This window comes from Achromobacter sp. CSND-B12 (assembly GCF_052906545.1).
Window position 1 is genome coordinate 5,346,825 of sequence record NZ_JBREGJ010000001.1, and the last position, 15,284, is coordinate 5,362,108.

The window sequence follows — 15,284 nt, forward strand, 5'->3', positions numbered from 1 at the left end:
GCGTGCTTCGCGGGCGTGGCGCCGTTCAGTGAGCGCCCGCCGCGGCTTCCGCGGCGCCGCCGCCACCGCCCGCCTTGGCCGAGCGGGGCCGCGCGAACCATACCAGTCCGGTCAGCAGCAGGAAGATCACCGCCGAGGCGTAGAAGACATCGACCGCCGACATGGTGAAGGCCTGCGAGTTGATCATCCGGTCCACGGTGCTGAGCGCCTGCGGGTGCGACATGCCCACGCTGTTCTGCAGCAGGTTCACGGTCTGGTCGAAGGCCTGTTGGCCGGGCTTGGCGACTTCGGTCAGCTGCGCGTGGTGCAGGGTGGCGCGGTTTTCCCACGACGTGGTGACGATCGAGGTGCCGAATGCACCGGCCGTCAGGCGCAGGAAGTTCGACAGGCCGGAGGCCGCGGGTATGCGCCAGGGTTCGATGCTGGACAGCGTGATCGAGGTCAGCGGCACGAAGAACGCCGCCATGGCCGCGCCCTGGATGATGGTGGGGATCATCAGCGTGCGCACATCGGTCTGCGTATTGAAACCGGACCGCATGAAGCAGACCAGCGCGAAGATCAGGAATGCCACCGTGACGATCTGACGCGGGTCGCGCGTGGCCAGCATCTTGCCCACCATGGGTGTGAGCAGGATGGCCAGCAGTCCCACCGGCGCGGTCACCAGACCGGCATAGGTGGCGGTGTAGCCCATGTAGCTCTGCAGCCACAGTGGCAGCAGCACCACATTGCCGAAGAACACGCCGTACGCCACCGCCAGGGTCAGCGCGCCCACCGTGAAGTTACGGACCTTGAACAGGCGCAGGTCCACCACCGGATGCGCATCCGTCAGTTCCCAGATCAGGAAAAAGACGAAAGCGACGAAGGCGATCGCCGCCAGCGCAATGATGGTGGGACTGGCGAACCAGTCCAGTTCCTTGCCCTTGTCGAGCATGATCTGCAAGGCGCCGACCCACACCACCAGCAGCACCAGGCCGAGCTTGTCGATCGGCAGCTTGCGGGTCAGCGATTCGCGATTGCCATAGATGCGCCAGCTGATCCACGCGGCCAGCAGGCCCACCGGCACGTTGATGTAGAAGATCCACGGCCAGGTGTAGTTGTCGGAGATCCAGCCGCCCAGCAGCGGCCCCGCCACCGGCGCGACCAGTGTCGTCATGGACCAAACCGCCAATGCCATGCCGGCCTTGGATTTGGGAAAGCTGGCAAGCATCAATGTTTGCGACAGCGGGATCATCGGCCCGGCCACCGCGCCTTGCAGCACGCGAAAGGCGATCAGCGCTTCGAGCGAGGGCGAGAAGCCGCACAGCCACGAGGCCAGCACGAACAGCAGCGTGGAGATCAGGAACAGCCGGACCTGGCCGAACCGCTGCGTCAGCCAGCCGGTCAGCGGCACGGTGATGGCGTTGGCCACGGCGAACGAGGTGATGACCCAGGTGCCCTGGCTGGAGCTGACGCCCAGGTCGCCGGAGATCGTGGGAATGGACACGTTCGCGATCGAGGTGTCCAGCACGTTCATGAACACCGCCGTGGATAGGGCGATCGACCCGATGATGCGGGTGGCGCCTTCCAGCGGCGGGTAGGTGCCCGGCGGGAGAACGGTGGGTTCGGCGGGGGCGCCGCCGGCCGCGGGCTGCGCGGTGGTGCTCATGGGAGCGCTCCCTTACTTGGCGCCGCGCGCCAAGCCGGCTTTGGCCACGGGCGAGGCGTCCGCCTGCGGGGTGAATTCGTCGGAGGCGAGGTTGGCCTGGATGATTTTCTGGATCATGGCGTCGAGCTCGTCATGGGCGGGTTCGAAGGCGCGCGTCGACCAGGCCGGTTCCTTGCGGGTGGCGGCCGTCAGCGCTTCGCCTTCCTGTTTGCCGACGTCGACTTCCACATCCATCGACAGGCCTACGCGCAGCGGGTGCGTTTTCAGGTCTTCGGGATCGAGCTTGATGCGCACGGGCACGCGCTGCACCACCTTGATCCAGTTACCGGTGGCGTTCTGGGCCGGCAGCAGGGCAAACGCGCTGCCGGTGCCGGCATCCAGGCCCTCGACAGTGCCGTGATAGGTGATCGAGCTGCCGTACAGGTCGGCGACCATCTTGACCGGCTGGCCGACGCGCATCTTGCGCAGCTGGCCTTCCTTGAAGTTGGCTTCGACCCAGACCTGGTCCAGCGGCACCACGGTCATGAGCGCGGCGCCGGGCGCCACGCGCTGGCCCACCTGCGCGCTGCGGCGGGCGACGACGCCGCCGACGGGGGCCGGCAGCACCGTGCGCGATTGCGCCAGCCAGGCGTTGCGCAGGCCGGCCACGGCCTGGCGCACGTCGGGGTGGTCCGCCACCGTGGTGCCCTGGGTCAGTGCCTGATTGGTCGCCAGCTTGGCGCGCGAGGCGGCCAGTGCCGCGCGGGCCTGGGCCAGGCCCGATTGCGCGGTCTTCAGCGCGGCTTCGGCGTGCAGGATTTCCTCGCCGCTGACGCCGCCCGACTTGGCCAACTGCTGGCGGCGGCTGACGTCGCTCTGGGCGCGGGTCAGTTCGGCCTGGGCGCGCAGGATGTCGGCGTTGCGCAGGTCGACGTCGGCGGCCAGCGCGTCGTTCTGGACATAGTAGGTGCGGACCTGGCGCACGGTCTGCGCCAGCTTGGCCTCGGCCTGCTGCAGGGCGACCTGCGTGTCGGCCGGATCGAGGCGCACCAGCGGCTGGCCGGCCGCGACGGTCTCGGTGTCATCGGCCTCGATGGCCACCACGGTGCCGGGCACCTGCGGCGTGATCTGCACCAGGTTGCCGTGCACGTAGGCGTCGTCGGTGCTCTCGAAGTGGGCGCCGAACAGGACCCACCAGATGCCGTAGGCGATCGCGATAAGGAGGAAAACGCCGGTCGCGATCAGCAGCAGGCGTTTGCGGGCGGGATTGGTCGTGGGAGTGGCTGCGTTCATGACGTCTGAATCCGGAGCGTTCAATGAGTGGAGTTCGTGGCGGGCGCGGCGTCGGTCGCGGGGGCGGGCGCATAGCCGCCGCCCAGCGCGTTGGCCAGGTTGGCATCGAGTTGGTAGGCACGGATGCGCAGGTCGGTGTCGAGTCGCGCCTGCGTCAGCACGCCGGTCTGCGCGATCAGCACGGTCAGGTAGTTGCCCATGCCCGCCTTGTAGCGATTGACGGCCAGTTCATAGGCCGCCTCGATGGCTTCGCGCGCCTGGCGCTGCTGCGCTCTTTCCTGTTCCAGCAGGCGCAGGCCGTCGAGCGCGTCGGCGACCTGGTGCACGGCATCGAGCACGGTCTGGTTGTAGTCGGACACGGCCAGGTCGGCGTCGGCGCGGCGGCTGGCCAGGTTGGCGTTCAATTCGCCGCCGTGGAAGATCGGCAGGGTGATGGCGGGGCCGATGCCGGCGGTGCGGGCGGCGGCGCCGAGCAGGTTGCCGGTGCCGATCGCCTGGAAGCCGGCGAAAGCCACCAGATTGACGTTGGGATAGAACTCGGCGCGGGCGCTGTCGATCTGGTGCCGGGCAGCTTCGGCGCGCCAGCGCGCCGCGACCACGTCGGGGCGGTGGCCCAGCAGCTCCAGCGGCACGCTGGCGGGCACGCCGCCGGCGGGGGCGGTCAGCGCCGTTGCCACCAGCGACTGGCCGCGCTGCGGACCGGCGCCCGCCAGCGCCGCGACCTGGTTGCGCAATTGCGCCAGCGTGGTTTCGGTCTGGGTCAGCTCGACCTGGCCGGCGGCCAGCGACGATTCGGCCTGCTTGACCTCGACCTGGGTGTCCAGCCCGGCGGAGTAGCGGCCGCGGGTCAGCGACAGCACTTCCTCGCGCTGGGCCAGCACGCGCTTGATGACGTCGCGCTGGGCGAAGGCGTCTTGCAGATTGAGGTAGGCGCGCACGGTGGCGCTGGCGAGCACGTTGCGCGCGGCCTGGGCGTCGGCTTCGGCGGCGGCCTGCTGCGAGACGGCGGCCTTCAGGTGCGAGCGATTCTTGCCCCAGAAATCGAGCTCGTAGCTGAAGTCCAGCGCCAGGCGGTTTTCGCTGACCACCGAGCCACCGAGCGGGGCCGGATAGATGTAGTCGGCGGACAGGTGCTCGCGGTTAAGCGTGTAGTTGGCGTCGACGCGCGGCATCAACGGGGCGCGGGCCGTACTGACGGCCGCGTTGGCCTTGGCCAGGCGGGCCTGCGCTGCGGTCATGGAGGGGCTGTTGGCCAGCGCCTCGTCCATCAGCGTGTCGAGCTGGCTGTCGCCGTAGCGCTGCCACCATTTCGTTTCGGGCCAGGCCACTGCCTGGCCCGTCAATCCCAGCTTGGCTTCATTCAGGGCGGCCACCGGCTCGGGGCCGGGTTCCATCAGGGCGCAACCGCTCAAAGCCAACACTAATGCGGTAGAAAGAAGGCGTTTCATCCTGACAATCTGCTGAAAGTAATTGATTAATCTGTATTTGCCTAGGCAAATATTACGTCAAATAAAACCCCTTTTACAGGGGTGGGGCGGTGCCGGCCGACGCCGTCAGCGTTCGGGGGCGGAGGCGGAACCGTTGGCGAGCATGCGGCGCAGGAAGTGCATCAGTTGCGTGACTTCGTCAGCGGAAAAACCGCGCAGATGATGGTTCAACACATGGGCGATATTGGGCGGGATTTCGCGCGCCTTGGCTTCGCCCAGTTCGGTCAGTTCGATTTTCACGACGCGCCGGTCTTGCTGGCTGCGGGCGCGGCGCAGCAAGCCCTTGGCCTCGAGCCGGTCGAGCGTGCGCGTCATGGCGCCGGTGTCCACCCCATTGAGCCGGGCCAGCTCGGCGGGCGTGTCGGCACGGCCCAGGGAGACCATGGCTATGGGGCGCCACTGCATGGCGGTGAGATCGAGCGGGGCCATTTCCTGGTCCAGCATCCGGTTCAGGGAGTTGGCGACGAGCTTGATCAGGTAGCCGGCGTTCTCTTCCATCATGCAGCGCGTGTCGCCGCGATAATGGATCGGATGTTCGGAGGACTCAGGGCGGGGCGGGGCATTCATCCGCGAATTTTACTGCCTAGACAGTAATTGTCAAGACTGCTTTCCAGGCTCGCTTTCCGGGAGAGGAGCAGGCGTCTTGCGCAGGCCGGACCAGACGATGGCGGCCACGATCAGGGCCGCGCCGGCCATCATGCGCACGGTCGGCTGCTGGCTGAACAGGAGCCAGGCGAAGGCGATGGCGTAGACCGGCTCCAGCGCGATCACCAGGCCGGCGCTGCGCGCGTTCAGGCGCGTCAGGCTGGAAACGAACAGGAAATGCGACAGGCCGGTGCAGAACACGCCCAGCAATGCCAGCCAGAACCAGTCCATGGCGGGCAGGGCGGGCAATTGGCCGACGGCGAATGGCAGCATCACCAGCGCCACCACCAGGTTCTGCCAGCAGGCCACCTGCATCGGATCCATGCCCGAGGCCGAGCGGCGGTTGCTCAGGGCCAGCAGCGCGAAGGTCAGGCCCGACAGCAGGCCCCAGGCCAGGCCGATGGTGCCCTGGTCGGCGAGATCGAACGAGGGCGTGACCAGCACCAGGCCGGCGGTGACCAGTCCCAGCAGCAACCATTCGGCCAGCCGCACGCGCTCACGGAAGATCAGACCCTCGAACAGCGTGATGAAGGCGGGAAAGCTGGCAAAGCCCAAGGTGGCGATGGCGATCCCGCCCACTTTCACCGAAATGAAGAAGGTGACCCAGTGGGCCGCCAGCAGGGCGCCCGCGATCACCAGCACGAACAACTGGGCCGGCGTCAGGGCGCCGAGCAGCGGGCGCCGCCGCATGCGGGCAAAAAGCCCCAGCGAAATGACCGCGAAGACCGCCCGGCCCAATGTGATGACCGCCGCGCTGGCCTGGATCAGTTCGCCGAAGACGCCGGTCAGGCCGAACAGGACGGCGGCGATGTGGATGTAGGTGAGGGCGCGGTGTCGGGTCATTCGCAATGGGACGGCGGGGGGACGCTGGGCTAGTGGCTAAAAAAAGCGCGCGGGCGTGCAAATCCCGTGGCGCTGAATCTAAAATCATCGCATGAATCGTATTGCCAAGCTTTTGCCGGTCTCCCGTCCCTCCAGCCGCGCGGCCGGGTTCTTCATGGCCGCGCTTGGCGCCATCCTGTTTTCGGCCAAGGCCATCGTCGTCAAGTTCACCTACCGCTACGGCATCGACGCGGTCACCCTCATCGCTTTCCGCATGTTGTTCGCCATGCCGTTTTTCGCGGCCGTGGCCTGGCACCAGTCGCGCCTGGCGGCGCGCGGCGAGATCGTCGTCATGACCTGGAAAGAGCGCCTGCAGGTCTGCCTGCTGGGGTTGCTCGGGTATTACCTGTCCAGTTTCCTGGACTTTCTCGGCCTGCGCTACATCACCGCCAGCCTGGAGCGGCTGATCCTGTTCCTGTCGCCGTCGCTGGTGGTGCTGATTTCGGCGTTCTGGTTCAAGCGCCCGGTCGAGCGCCGCCAGTGGCTGGCAATGACGCTGTCATACGCCGGCGTGGTGCTGGTTTTTGCCCATGACCTCAGCTTCGGCGGCTCCGTCGAGGTGTTGTCAGGGTCTTTGTTCGTTTTCGGTTCGGCGCTCAGCTATTCTGTGTACCTGATCTGTTCCGGGGAGCTGATCAAGCGCGTCGGACCCACGCGGCTGGTGGCCTATGCCATGCTGGTGTCCTGCGTGGCCTGCATCGTGCAGTTCTTCGTGATCCATCCCGCCTCCGTGCTGGTCCAGCCGATGGGCGTGTACGGCTACTCGATCATCCACGCCACCCTGAACACGGTGGTGCCCGTCTTCATGCTGATGTGGGCGGTGGCGCTGATCGGTGCGCCGACCGCCTCGCTCCTGGGCATGCTGGGGCCGGTGTCGGTGTTGTTCCTGGCGTCGTGGTTCCTGCAAGAGCCCATCACGGTCTGGCAGATGGCCGGGACCGCGCTGGTACTGGCGGGTGTATTCGTATTGATGGGGGGCGGGGCCGCCAGGCCTTCGCCCGCCGCGCCCGGCAGCAACGCTGCCCCGCGTTGAAGTCCGGGCTTCCCGTTTGATTCTCAAGCTTGCGTCGCAACAATCCAATGAAAGGAGGCCAGCATGGCCAGCAATCTCGTCAAGGCAATCCGTATCGAGCAGCATGGCGGTCCCGAAGTCCTGAAACTGGTCGAAGTCGAAGTGCCGCCGCCGGCCGCCAATGAGGTCACCATCGACCAGCATGCGGCCGGGCTGAACTTCATCGATATCTATTTCCGCACGGGCTTGTATCCCCATCCGCTGCCGCATGGCCTGGGCTTCGAAGGCGCTGGCGTGGTCACCGCCGTGGGCGCCGACGTCAAGCACCTGAAAAAGGGCGACCGGGTGGCCTATGGCCAGAGCCCCATCGGCGCCTACGCCAAGGCCCGCAACGTGCCGGCCAACCAGGTCGTGAAGGTGCCCAAGGGCATCGGCTTCGACGAAGCGGCGGCGGTGATGCTCAAGGGCCTGACCGTGCAGTACCTGTTCCGCCAGACCTACCGCCTGCAGGGCAACGAGACCATCCTGTTCCACGCCGCCGCGGGCGGCGTCGGCCTGATCGCCTGCCAATGGGCGCGCGCCCTGGGCGTGAAGCTGATCGGCACCGTCTCCAGCCCCGAGAAGGCCGAGCTGGCGCGCGCCAACGGCGCCTGGGAAACCATCGACTACTCGCGCGAGAACGTCGCCGAGCGCGTGCTGGCCCTGACCGGCGGCAAGAAGGTGCCGGTGGTGTACGACGGCGTCGGCAAGGACACCTGGGAAACCTCGCTGGACTGCATCGAGCCGCGCGGCCTGATGGTCAGCTTCGGCAATGCGTCCGGTCCGGTGGCGGGCGTCAACCTGGGCATCCTGAACCAGAAGGGCAGCCTGTACGTGACGCGGCCGTCGCTGGGCGTGCACGTCAACACGCTGGAAAAGCTGCAGGCCGCCTCGGATGAGCTGTTCGACCTGGTCCTGAAGAAGAAGATCAAGGTGCGTATCGACCAGCGCTACGGCCTGGAACAGGCGGGCGAAGCGCAGACCGCGCTGGCCTCGCGCAAGACCACCGGCGCCACCGTGCTGATGCTGGATTGATCCGGCGCGCCCCCCGGGGGGCGTGCGATTGGCAAGGCGGGGCGCAGCGAGCGCCCCGCTTTTTTTTGGGCCGTGCGCACCGGGACAAATCGCCATGCACGGGCGGACAAGCGAACGCGATGGGCCGTTGCTATGCTGGCCCGACACTATCCGTTGGAGCTTTCGCATGTCGTCCGCCCGCCCCTCCGCCAGCGTTTCCGCCACCGGCCGTCCGGAATTGGCTGCCATCCGGGAATACATGATCGTCGACGGCAAGCCGCTGCGCGAGGGGCAGGGCGATCCCATTCCCGTCCACGATCCGGCAACCGGCGAGATCATCGCCATGCAGCTGGACGCTGGCGCGGCGCAGGTCGACCTGGCGGTGCAGGCCGCGCGCCGGGCGTTCGCCGGTGGCCCTTGGCACGAGATGCTGCCGGCCGGACGCGAGCGCCTGCTGCTGAACCTGGCGGACCTGGTGGAACGCCATGGCGAGGAACTGGCGCGCCTGGAGACCCTGAACAACGGCAAGCTGCTGGGTGTGGCGCAGGGCCTGGAGGTCGGCTCCGGCGCCCAATGGCTGCGCTATATGGCGGGTTGGGCCACCAAGCTGACCGGCGACACGCTGGCCCTGTCGATCCCGTTCCCGCCCGGGGTGAAGTACAGCGCCTACACACTGCCGCAGCCGGTGGGCGTGGTGGCCGCGATCATTCCGTGGAATTTTCCGCTGTTGATGGCGATCTGGAAGATCGCGCCGGCACTGGCCGCCGGTTGCACGGTGGTGCTCAAGCCGGCCGAGGAAACCCCGCTGACCGCCTTGCGCCTGGCCGAACTGGTGCTGGAGGCGGGGTTCCCGCCGGGCGTGGTCAACGTGGTGACCGGCCGTGGCGAGACCGCTGGCGCGGTGCTGGTTGCGCATCCCGGCGTGGACAAGATCGCCTTCACCGGCTCCACCGAAGTCGGCAAGCTCATCGGCCGCGCCGCCGTGGACGACATGAAGCGCGTCTCGCTGGAGTTGGGCGGCAAATCGCCCGTCATCGTGCTCGATGACTGCGATGCGGATGTGGCGGCACAGGGAGCCGCCGCCGCGATCTTTTTCAACCAGGGACAGGTCTGTACCGCCGGCTCGCGCTTGTATGTGCAGAAAGGCTTGTACGGCAAGGTGGTGGAGCGGCTGGCCGACCTGGCCAGCGGCATGAAGCTGGGTTCCGGCTTTGCCCCGGATACGCAGGTCGGTCCGCTGGTGTCGGCCCGCCACCAGCAACGGGTGATGGACTACATCGGTATCGGCCGCGCCGAAGGCGGCAAGGTGCTGGCCGGCGGCGAGGCGGGCGAGGGCGGCGGCTATTTCGTGCGGCCGACCGTGTTCGCGGATCTGCCGCAGGACGCCCGCATCGCCCGCGAGGAGATCTTCGGGCCGGTGGTGGTGGCCCAGTCCTTCGACACGCTGGACGACGCCGTGAGGCTGGCCAACGACAGCGCGTTCGGGCTGGGCGCCAGTCTCTGGAGCAATGACCTGGCGCGGGTCCAGCGGCTGATTCCGCGCATCGACGCGGGCACGCTCTGGATCAACACCCACAACATGCTGGACCCGAACATGCCGTTCGGAGGTTTCAAGCAGTCCGGTGTCGGCCGTGAACATGGCCGCGCCGTCCTCGATCTGTACCTGGAGAAGAAGTCCGTTTGTATCGCTTACTAGACTGACGGCCGCGCGGGACAAGCCGGGAGATACCGGCGCGCGCAGGCCGCGCAACCAAGGGGAAGTGCATGGCAGGCAAGACCAATTGCCGGGCCCGGGCGCGCACAGCATTGCTGCTGGCGTGCCTGGCGATGGCGCAGACGGCATGGGCCGGAGATCCCAGCGCGCGCGACTGGATACCCGCGCCGGTGGGCACCAATATCATCGCCGGCTACCTGTCCGGACTGCGTTCGTCCGGGCTGTACTCGGCCGGCAAGCGCGTCGACGGCGCCTCGGTGGACGTGGACGCGCTGATCTACCGCCAGATGCACTATCGCGAACTGTTCGGCAAGACCGTGCAGTTGGAGTTCATCGTGCCGATGTCGCGCACCACCATGGAGATGCCGGGCGCCTCGCGTGATCGCCAGACCGGTATCGGCGACGTTACCCTGGGTTCCGCGATCTGGCTTTACAACAATGAGCAGACCAAGACCTGGTTCGCCTGGGAACCCTTCGTGGTGGTGCCGCTTGGCCGCTACGACGGTTCGCGCCCCGACACCTCGCCAGGCAAGAATCGCTGGTCCACGGTCCAGGACTTTTCGTTCGTCAAGGGCGTGGGCGAGTCCACCTTCCTCGAGGCCATCGCCGAAGTGGAAATCTACGGACGCAACACCGACTGGATGAGCCAGACGCTCAAGAAGGACCCGTCCTTCCGTTTCTTTGCGCTGGCTTCCACCAACCTCACGCCCGACACCTATACGGGCATACGCTACCGCTATGAGACTGGCGGGCGCGAGCGCTCCAGCGGCGAAACCGTGACCAGCCGCGCGCGCAACCACCAGCTGGCGCTGGAGCTTACCCACCAGATCAACGACGCCAACCAGATCCAGATGCAGTACATCCACGACCTGAAGGTCGAGAACGGCCCGCGCATGCGGGGCGTGCAGATGCGCTACGTCTACGCCTTCTAGGAGCATGGACATGACACCAGGAGAGAGCCAATGATTGCGCTTTGTGCCAAGGGCAGCGCCGGGCGGGCCGGCAAGTGGGCGCTGTGCGCGGCGCTGGCCGCCGCGGCCGGGCTTGCCCGCGCCGACCTGCCGGTCGAGGAACTCAAGGGCGGCACGCGCCTGCCGCCGGCCACGCCGCATCGGTTGTACGTGATGGATGCGGTGTTCAACCACCTGGTCGACAGCCGCATCAACATCTATGACGGCGATACGATGAAATTCCTGGGGCTGGTGCCTTCGTCGTTCAACGGCCACATGACGGTGTCCGCGGACGGCAAGGACATCTACATCATGACCACCTACTACGAGCGCCTGAACCGGGGCAAGCGCACCGACGTGGTCGAGGCCTGGGATGCCGAGACGTTGACGCCCAAGTACGAGGTGCCCATCCCGGAGAAGCGCGCGCAGGCGTTGAATTATCGCAATTACCTGCAGCAGAGTTCGGACGGCGGCCTGCTGTTCGTGCAGAACGCCACGCCCGCGTCGTCGGTGACGGTGGTCGACCTGAAGACGCGCAAGTTCACCGACGAAGTGACCGCGGCGGCGGGCTGCTGGAGCATCATCGTGCCGCCATCGCGGCCGCGCAGCTTCGCCAGCATCTGCGGCGACGGCTCTTTCGTCACGGTCGACCTTGATGCCGCCGGCAAGCCATCCGGCCAGCAGCGCAGCAAGCCGATGTTCGAGGTGGAGAAGGACCCGATCTTCACCCATACCGACCGGTTGGGCGACACCTTCTATTTCGTCTCGTACAACGGCAACGTCTACAGCGCCGACTTCAGCGGCGCCGAGGCCCGCTTCGGCGAGCGCTGGTCGCTGCTGGACGCTTCCGGCAAGGATCGCGGCTGGCGCCCCGGCGGCTACAACCTGCTGGCGGTGAACCGCGCCAGCAAGCGGCTGTACGTGGGCATGCATCCGAATGGCGCCGAGGGGTCGCACAAGACGCCGGCGGCCGAGATCTGGGTCTACGACCTGGCCACGCACAAGCGATTGGCGCGCATCCCGGGCAAGAACGCGTTGTCGATGTCGGTGTCGCAGGACGACAAGCCGCGCCTGTTCACCATCGACGGCGGCAACGTCAACGTCTACGATGCGGCGCCGGCCGCGCCGGTGTTCAAGGGCACCATCCAGGGCGCCGGTGAAACCGCCTTGCAGGTCGAACCGCAACCGGGAGGCACGCCATGACCGATCCCGTCCTGCTCTATGCCGCCAGCGCCGCGCTGGCCTGCGTGCTGCTGTTGGGGGCATTGGAAAAGCTCAAGGACATGGCCGCGTTTGCCGCCGCCGTGCAGGCCTATGAGATCGTGCCGGCAGCGTTCGGTGGCCTGTTTGCCTGGGGCTATGTGCTCGCCGAAGCGCTGGCTGGCGCCTTGCTGCTGGCGCCCGGCCTGCGTTCGCCGGGGGCGGCGCTGGCGCTGCTGGTGCTGGCGCTGGCCACCGTCGGCGTGGCGGTGAACCTGGCACGCGGTCGCCGCGACATCGATTGCGGCTGCGGCGGTCCCGCCATGCGCGGCGCGGCGGCGCGCGGCGCCGGCCTGTCTTGGTGGATGGTGCCGCGCAACGCCTTGCTGGCGTTGTGGACGCTGCCGGTTTTCGCCGCGGCGCAGGGCGCATCGCGCAGCCTGCAATGGGCCGACGCCGCCTCGGTGTTCGGCCTGGCGATGAGCGCCGTGGCCCTTTACTTCACCGCCAATCACCTGCTGGCCTCGCACCTGAAGCTGCGGCAGCTGCACATCTAGGAACAACGGAGAGACACGATATGGAAGCCTTGATCATTTCCAATTTTCTGCTGTGGGGCGTGGTGCTCTGCCTGCTGCTGGTCATCCTGGCGCTGTCGCGCCAGATCGGCGTGCTGTACGAACGCGTGGCGCCGATGGGGGCCCTGACCATGGACAAGGGGCCGGCGGTGGGCGAGGCCGCGCCGCGGTTCGAGCTGGCCGACCTGCTGGGGCGGCGCCTGACCATCGGCGAACGCGGCCAGCACAGCCAGTTGCTGTTCTTCCTGTCGCCGACCTGCCCGGTGTGCAAGAAACTGTTGCCCATCCTGAAGTCCGTGGCGAGCACCGAGAGCGCCTGGCTGCGCATCGTGCTGGCCAGCGACGGCGAGATGCCCGAGCACCTGGCGTTCTACCGCCAGGCCGGCCTGGAGCGTTTTCCCTACCTGCTGTCGACCGAACTCGGCATGAAGTTCCAGATCAGCAAGCTGCCTTATGCCGTGCTGATCGACGAGTCCGGCGTGATCCGCGCCAAGGGCCTGATCAATTCCCGCGAGCAGCTCGAAAGCCTGTTCACGGCCAAGGAGCTGGGCGTGGCCTCGGTACAGGAATTCCTGGCCGGGAGCGCGCTGCAGGAAACCCGTGTTTCACGCAAGGAGAACGGCAATGCTCTGGCTGGATAAGCTTGGCGAGCGCGTCACGCGCTCCGTCGCCCACACCACCTCGCGCCGTAGCGTGCTCAACCGCATCGGCCGCGTGCTGGTCGGCACCGCCTTCCTGGTGCCGGTGCTGCCGGTGGCCCGCTCGGCGCCCGCGGCGGCCAAGAAGCCGCAGACCGACGAGACCGCTTGCGACTACTGGCGCTATTGCGCGGTGGACGGCTTTCTGTGCTCATGCTGCGGTGGCAGCATGACCTCATGCCCGCCGGGCACCTCGCCGTCGGCGGTATCGTGGGTGGGAACCTGCCACAACCCGCTCGATGGCAAGGACTATCTCATCAGCTACAACGACTGCTGCGGCAAGACGGCCTGCGGCAAGTGCATGTGCGCCTCGGCCGAGCGCGAGCGGCCCGGCTACCAGATGTTCCTGCACAACGACGTCAACTGGTGCATGTCGAACGAATCGTCCATCTTCCATTGCACCACCTCCGTCATCGTGGGGTTGGCCAAGAAGAAGCCATGAACGTCGCGGCGGCAAGGGCTCGCGGCGGGGCGCGGCGGCGGGGCGCCGGGGTTGTGCTCGCCTGTGCCATGGCCATCGGGGCGGCGGCCGCGCCCTTCGGCGCGGCCGCCGGCGATGTCGTCCCCGCCGCGGCGCCAGACGCCCCGGGCGCGGCCGACACGGGTGCGCTGTGGCAGGCCGCTCGCGCCGACTACATACTGCAATGCGCAGGGTGCCATCGGGTCGACGGGCGCGGCAGCACACCGCACGGCATTCCCGATTTCCGCAATTCGGTGGGCGCGTTCACGCACCTGCCCGCGGGCCGCGAATACCTCATCCGGGTGCCGGGCGCCGCCTATTCACAATTGAACAACGCCGAATTGGCGAACGTGCTGAACTGGCTGCTCCACACCTTCAGCCCGGCGCAACTGCCGGCCGGGTTCCGTCCGTACACCGAAAACGAGGTGGCGGCGGCCCGGCCACGCCGATACGACGATGTGGTGCCGGTACGCCACGGCCTCGCGCGTGAGTTGGGGGCGCTGGGTTTTGCCCTGTCCGACTATTCGTATGGCAGCGCCCGCAAGCCCTGAGGCGCTCGTTGTCGGGCCCGCCGGCGCGGAGGGCGCCCGGCATGCTGGATTACGGTTGCGCCCTAGGGGTTGTCACCGATACTCCGCGCCCGGGGCTCGGTGATAGAAAGAAGACCGCCACTTGTTCCATGCCGCGCGCTGGAGTCGCCATGTCACCCCCCCTCGTACGCAGCGCGCCCCAGCAGTTCCTGGATTGCGCCAGCTGGAAGGAAAACATCAGCAACACGTTCGTGCCGCTGGAAGTGTCGGCCGCCGATCCCAAGCACTTTCGCAGCAGCGTGGCGGTGGATGCGCTGGGATGGATGCAGATCTGCGAAATGCGCACGGGGGCCCAGCGCGTGCGGCGCACCCGGCTGCTGGCCGAGCGGGCCGAAGCGTCCGGCTACAAGGTGACGCTGCAGCTCGACGGCCGCAGTGAAATCCGCCAGGCCGCGCGCACCGCCTTGCTGATGCCGGGCGAATGGGGCATCTACGACACCACCCGGCCGTACGAGGTCGATGTCGACGACAATGCGCATTTCCTGGTGATGCAGGTGCCCGCCAAGCAGTCCGAAGCCTGGCTGCCGGCCATGCGCAACGCCGTGGCGCGCAGTTTCAGCGCGCGCCATGGTTGCGGCCGGATGGCCATGGATCTGCTGCGGGTGGCCCTGAGCGAACACGCGCACCTGTCCGAAAGCGCCGCGCGCGACGCCGCCAACGCGGTGATGCAGATGATGGGGCTCGACATCAGTGAGCGGGCGGGCGGGGGCGGGGCGCAAGACCCCGCTGAATTGCGGCAGGCGCAATTGCGGCGGGTGCAGCAGTACCTGATCGAGAACCTGCATGACCCCGATCTGTCGCCGGCCACGGCGGCCGAGGCGCTGCGCGTGTCGCGGCGTTATCTGTACAACCTGTTCGCGCAGGCGGCCACCACGCCGGCCGACTTCATTCTCGGCGCGCGGCTGGAGCGTTGCCGCGACATGCTGGCCGACGCCGCACAGACCGCGCGGCAGATCGGCGAGATCGCCTTCCGGCATGGGTTCTCGGACGCGGCGCGCTTCAGCCACGCGTTCCGCAATCGCTATGGGGTGTCGCCGTCGGAATACCGGCGCCAGGGACGCCGGACGGACGAGCCGGACTGAGCGGCCGGGCGGGGCCGGC

Annotated in this window: 15 protein-coding genes; 10 read left to right on the forward strand and 5 right to left on the reverse strand. The window is 67.5% G+C overall.

Going from position 1 to position 15,284, the window contains the following annotated elements; all coding sequences use genetic code 11:
* Nucleotides 1-25 precede the first annotated feature (25 nt).
* The 5 genes from ACUTAG_RS25200 to ACUTAG_RS25220 all read right to left on the reverse strand — a co-directional run bounded on the left by ACUTAG_RS25200 (nucleotide 26) and on the right by ACUTAG_RS25220 (nucleotide 5,892).
* Complete coding sequence (locus ACUTAG_RS25200; RefSeq protein WP_054446180.1) at nucleotides 26-1,645, reverse strand: DHA2 family efflux MFS transporter permease subunit; 1,620 nt, start codon at nucleotides 1,643-1,645, stop codon at nucleotides 26-28.
* A 12-nt stretch (nucleotides 1,646-1,657) separates the two neighbouring features.
* Nucleotides 1,658-2,917 (reverse strand): HlyD family secretion protein, encoded by a 1,260-nt coding sequence (locus ACUTAG_RS25205; protein ID WP_020926895.1) that lies wholly within the window; start codon nucleotides 2,915-2,917, stop codon nucleotides 1,658-1,660.
* Nucleotides 2,918-2,937: 20 nt separating this feature from the next.
* The gene (locus ACUTAG_RS25210; RefSeq protein WP_026384881.1) at nucleotides 2,938-4,365 is read right to left on the reverse strand and encodes an efflux transporter outer membrane subunit; all 1,428 of its coding nucleotides are present in this window, start codon (nucleotides 4,363-4,365) and stop codon (nucleotides 2,938-2,940) included.
* A gap of 105 nt (nucleotides 4,366-4,470) precedes the next feature.
* Entirely contained in the window at nucleotides 4,471-4,905 is a 435-nt protein-coding gene (locus ACUTAG_RS25215; protein ID WP_020926897.1) for a MarR family winged helix-turn-helix transcriptional regulator, read from the reverse strand.
* A gap of 96 nt (nucleotides 4,906-5,001) precedes the next feature.
* A complete protein-coding gene (locus tag ACUTAG_RS25220; RefSeq protein ID WP_020926898.1) occupies nucleotides 5,002-5,892 on the reverse strand; it encodes a DMT family transporter in 891 nt (296 codons plus the stop codon).
* 91 nt (nucleotides 5,893-5,983) lie between these two features.
* On the opposite strand from ACUTAG_RS25220, the gene ACUTAG_RS25225 reads away from it, so the two are divergent.
* The 10 genes from ACUTAG_RS25225 to ACUTAG_RS25270 all read left to right on the forward strand — a co-directional run bounded on the left by ACUTAG_RS25225 (nucleotide 5,984) and on the right by ACUTAG_RS25270 (nucleotide 15,265).
* Nucleotides 5,984-6,964, forward strand: a complete 981-nt coding sequence (locus ACUTAG_RS25225) for a DMT family transporter (protein WP_148316571.1) — start codon at nucleotides 5,984-5,986, stop codon at nucleotides 6,962-6,964.
* Nucleotides 6,965-7,027: 63 nt separating this feature from the next.
* On the forward strand, nucleotides 7,028-8,017 hold the full coding sequence (locus tag ACUTAG_RS25230; protein ID WP_006387805.1) for a quinone oxidoreductase family protein: 990 nt from the start codon (nucleotides 7,028-7,030) through the stop codon (nucleotides 8,015-8,017).
* A 166-nt stretch (nucleotides 8,018-8,183) separates the two neighbouring features.
* Entirely contained in the window at nucleotides 8,184-9,692 is a 1,509-nt protein-coding gene (locus ACUTAG_RS25235; protein WP_148316572.1) for an aldehyde dehydrogenase family protein, read from the forward strand.
* Between the two features lie 68 nt (nucleotides 9,693-9,760).
* Entirely contained in the window at nucleotides 9,761-10,642 is an 882-nt protein-coding gene (locus ACUTAG_RS25240; protein ID WP_020926900.1) for a transporter, read from the forward strand.
* Nucleotides 10,643-10,672: 30 nt separating this feature from the next.
* On the forward strand, nucleotides 10,673-11,863 hold the full coding sequence (locus ACUTAG_RS25245; protein WP_026384882.1) for an amine dehydrogenase large subunit: 1,191 nt from the start codon (nucleotides 10,673-10,675) through the stop codon (nucleotides 11,861-11,863).
* Nucleotides 11,860-12,417: a MauE/DoxX family redox-associated membrane protein gene (locus tag ACUTAG_RS25250; RefSeq protein WP_026384883.1), complete on the forward strand. Its 558-nt coding sequence runs from the start codon at nucleotides 11,860-11,862 to the stop codon at nucleotides 12,415-12,417. The genes ACUTAG_RS25245 and ACUTAG_RS25250 overlap by 4 nt, the downstream gene beginning before the upstream one ends.
* Nucleotides 12,418-12,437: 20 nt before the next feature.
* On the forward strand, nucleotides 12,438-13,076 hold the full coding sequence (gene mauD, locus ACUTAG_RS25255) for a methylamine dehydrogenase accessory protein MauD (protein ID WP_026384884.1): 639 nt from the start codon (nucleotides 12,438-12,440) through the stop codon (nucleotides 13,074-13,076).
* Nucleotides 13,060-13,575, forward strand: a complete 516-nt coding sequence (locus tag ACUTAG_RS25260; protein ID WP_026384885.1) for a methylamine dehydrogenase light chain — start codon at nucleotides 13,060-13,062, stop codon at nucleotides 13,573-13,575. The genes mauD and ACUTAG_RS25260 overlap by 17 nt, the downstream gene beginning before the upstream one ends.
* Entirely contained in the window at nucleotides 13,572-14,144 is a 573-nt protein-coding gene (locus ACUTAG_RS25265) for a c-type cytochrome (protein WP_392388236.1), read from the forward strand. Before ACUTAG_RS25260 ends, ACUTAG_RS25265 begins: the two co-directional genes overlap by 4 nt.
* Before the next feature lie 149 nt (nucleotides 14,145-14,293).
* Nucleotides 14,294-15,265, forward strand: coding sequence for an AraC-like ligand-binding domain-containing protein (locus ACUTAG_RS25270; RefSeq protein WP_006387812.1), 972 nt, complete (start codon nucleotides 14,294-14,296; stop codon nucleotides 15,263-15,265).
* The last annotated feature ends 19 nt before the right edge of the window (nucleotides 15,266-15,284 follow it).